The organism is bacterium, assembly GCA_041648665.1.
Classification (GTDB): Bacteria; UBA10199; UBA10199; order 2-02-FULL-44-16; family JAAZCA01; genus JAFGMW01.
In genome coordinates this window covers 1-2845 of sequence record JBAZOP010000196.1, presented here as the reverse complement: position 1 = coordinate 2845, position 2845 = coordinate 1, and the positions used below count along the sequence as shown (strand labels likewise).

Genomic DNA, 2845 nt, shown 5'->3' with positions numbered 1-2845 from the left:
TCCTGCTTTCGGCGACAACTGCCCACTGGATGACAACACTGATCAGGTCAACCACGACGGCGATGCCTACGATCCGCTAGACTCCAGCACGGGCGGCGACGTCTGCGACGATGATGATGACAACGACACGATCCTCGATGACGGCGATGCATCCGGCGGCGTAGGCGACAACCGCTGCCGCGGCCACGGCTCCAAGTACTGCGCCATCAACGTCTGCACGGACGACGAGATGTTCGCTGCCTGCGACGACAACTGCCAGTTCGCCGTCAACCCTGAGCAGATAGACATCGACCGCGATACTCTGGGCAACGTGTGCGACGATGACATGGACGGCGACACTATCACCAACAACCCGGCCATGGACAACTGCCCGTTCATGCCTAACGAGGATCAGATGAACTTTGATTTTGCTTACATCGGAGTCCCGTTCAATGGAATAGAGGGCGACGAATACGGTGACGAGTGCGATCCTGACGACGACGCCGACGCCACACTCGACTTCCAGGATAACTGCCCGTACAGCCGCGGCGCAGGCGTGGTGCCGGGCTGCCCGGACAACTGAGACATCTGGTTCAGCACACAAAAAAACCCCGCCATTTGGCGGGGTTTTTTTATAGTTCACCCTCCCCTTCATCCCCTCCCCTCAAGGGAGGGGCATATTCATTATCACAGCGTGAACGCGAGGTAGATGCTGGCGCGGCCGCGCTTGATGAAGAGCCGGACCATGTCCCCCTTCTTCAGCTTTTCCAGGGCCTTGTTATAGTCATCCATGCTCTGGATCTTGTCGCCGTTGACCTCCAGGATAACGTCGCCTGTGCGCACGTCCCCGCGCTCGACCGAGCTGCCCGGCTCCACGCGCGCCACCATCACGCCCCTGAAGTTCTCCGGCACGTCGAGCTGCGCGGCCAGCTCCGGGGTGATCTGCTTGACCACCAAGCCCAGCTGATCGGCCTTGCCCGGGCTCCACGGCGCCGAGTCGGGCTCTGCGCGCGCGGCCTTTGTCTCGGACTGGGAGCCTATCGCGATCGCGAACTCCTGCTCCTCCCCGTTCCTCAGCACCTTCAGCTTAGACTCCTTGCCCGGCTTTGCCTGCCCCACGGCGACCGAGAGGTCCATGGGGTCGTCGATCTTGTTGTCGTCGAACGAGAGGATGACGTCGCCCCGCTTCAGCCCGGCCTTTGCGGCCGGCGAGTCGCTCATGACCTCGGTGATCAGCGCGCCGTCCTCCCCCTTAAGATTGAAGGACTTGGCCAGGTCCGGCGTTATCGTCTGTATGGCGACGCCCAGCCAGCCGTGGGTCACGCCCCCGGTGGAGATCATCTCGGTGAGCATGGAGGAGACGAGGTCTATCGGGATCGCGAACCCGATCCCCTGGCCCGCCGCGTAGATCATGGTGTTGATGCCCACGACCTCCCCTTTTACGTTGAAGAGCGGGCCGCCTGAATTGCCGGGGTTGATGGAGGCGTCGGTCTGTATGAAGTGCGCATAGGGGCCCCCTCCGATCACCCTGCCCTTGGCGCTGACCACGCCCACGGTCACGGTCTGCTCCAGGCCGAAGGGGTTGCCGATCGCCATGACCCAGTCGCCGGGCCTCAATATCTTGGAATTGCCCAGCATCACCACGGGCAGGTCGTTGTCGGCCTCTATCTTGATGATCGCGATGTCGGTCTTCTCGTCCCTGCCCAGGATCTTCGCCTTGTACTTGCGCCCGTTGGAGAGCGCGACCTCGATCTCGTCGGCCTGGCTCACCACGTGGTTGTTCGTGAGTATGGTGCCGTTCTTGTCGATGATGAAGCCGGAGCCCAGGCTGTGCTGCATCTGCTCCTGGGGCACCATGTCCTGATCGAAGAAGCGCTGGAAGAAGTCGTCGAACGGATCCTGCGGACCGAAACGCGGCATCATGGAGCTGCGGCCGCGAACGCTCTTGCTGGTCGAGATGTTGACCACCGCGGCCTGGACGCGTTCCGCCAGGTCGGCGAACGACAGGGTCTCGGCCCTGTACCACGACGCCGGGACCACTGCGCCGGACTCAAGTTCAGCCTCGGAGATCGCCGTTGCGCGCGCCTCGCCCGCGGCCGCCAAAGAGAAGAACATCAATGCCGCGATAATTATCCATGCCCTCTTTTTCATGATCGCATCCTCCCCTTTTATCCCTTTTTGCCCATCTCCACGTACATCATCCTGAGATCGTAGAGCACGTGCTCAAGGAGCATCGCCTCCTGATCGCTGAGATTGCCTTTTGTCTTGTCCTGCAAAATGCCCAGGAGGTCGATCGTCTCCTTGGCGAGCGCCAGGTTCTTCTCAAGTGCACCCGTGGAGGGGTTCGGGACCAGCCCCAGATGGACCTGGGCCGAGGTCGCAAGAGATAGCGTAAACGTCGAGAAATCCAGACCTTCCTTTTCGGGCATGGCTACCCCCTTGAATTGCTGAGCAGTTACCTTTCGCGTTCCCTCATGTCAAGGCGAGCCGCCCCCATTTTTTCCTTTGCGCTTTTGGAACCCATTTCCTACTATCCTGCGTCATGAAATTGAAGCTCCTCACAGCTGTCCTAACGATCTGCGCGGCCGCAGCGATGTTTTCGGGCTGCGGCAAGGATCAGGTGACGATAGGCCAGGGCGACCCGGGCGATGAGCTCTCGAAGTGCCTCAAACTCTCGTCAAAGGGCAAGCACGAAGACGCGATACAGTGCCTGGAGATGTTCAAGGCCCGCTACCCGCAGACGAGGCAAGGCCAGGAGGCGGAGCTCTTGATCGGCGACTCGTACTTCGCGCGCAAGGACTACCTGCTCGCAGCCGAGTCCTACGCCGCCTTCGTGAAGCTCTACCCGCTCCACCCAAAGGTGGAT

Annotated in this window: 4 protein-coding genes; 2 read left to right on the top strand and 2 right to left on the bottom strand. The window is 60.9% G+C overall.

Going from position 1 to position 2845, the window contains the following annotated elements:
- Positions 1 to 562: thrombospondin type 3 repeat-containing protein (locus WC683_20645; GenBank protein MFA4975021.1), on the top strand; the 562-nt coding region annotated here is incomplete at its 5' end.
- Between the two features lie 104 nt (positions 563 to 666).
- On the opposite strand, the gene WC683_20640 is transcribed toward WC683_20645, so the two are convergent.
- The gene (locus WC683_20640) at positions 667 to 2130 is read right to left on the bottom strand and encodes a DegQ family serine endoprotease (protein MFA4975020.1); all 1464 of its coding nucleotides are present in this window, start codon (positions 2128 to 2130) and stop codon (positions 667 to 669) included.
- A gap of 17 nt (positions 2131 to 2147) precedes the next feature.
- The gene (locus WC683_20635) at positions 2148 to 2408 is read right to left on the bottom strand and encodes a DUF1844 domain-containing protein (GenBank protein ID MFA4975019.1); all 261 of its coding nucleotides are present in this window, start codon (positions 2406 to 2408) and stop codon (positions 2148 to 2150) included.
- Positions 2409 to 2521: 113 nt separating this feature from the next.
- Between WC683_20635 and bamD the strand changes: the two genes are divergently transcribed.
- A partial coding sequence (bamD, locus tag WC683_20630; protein MFA4975018.1) for an outer membrane protein assembly factor BamD occupies positions 2522 to 2845 on the top strand: 324 nt, incomplete at its 3' end.

Bases quoted from the DNA above. Each gene is read 5' to 3' on its own strand.
- WC683_20635 (MFA4975019.1), bottom strand. From the start codon at position 2,408: ATGCCCGAAAAGGAAGGTCTGGATTTCTCGACGTTTACGCTATCTCTT.
- WC683_20640 (MFA4975020.1), bottom strand. From the start codon at position 2,130: ATGAAAAAGAGGGCATGGATAATTATCGCGGCATTGATGTTCTTCTCT.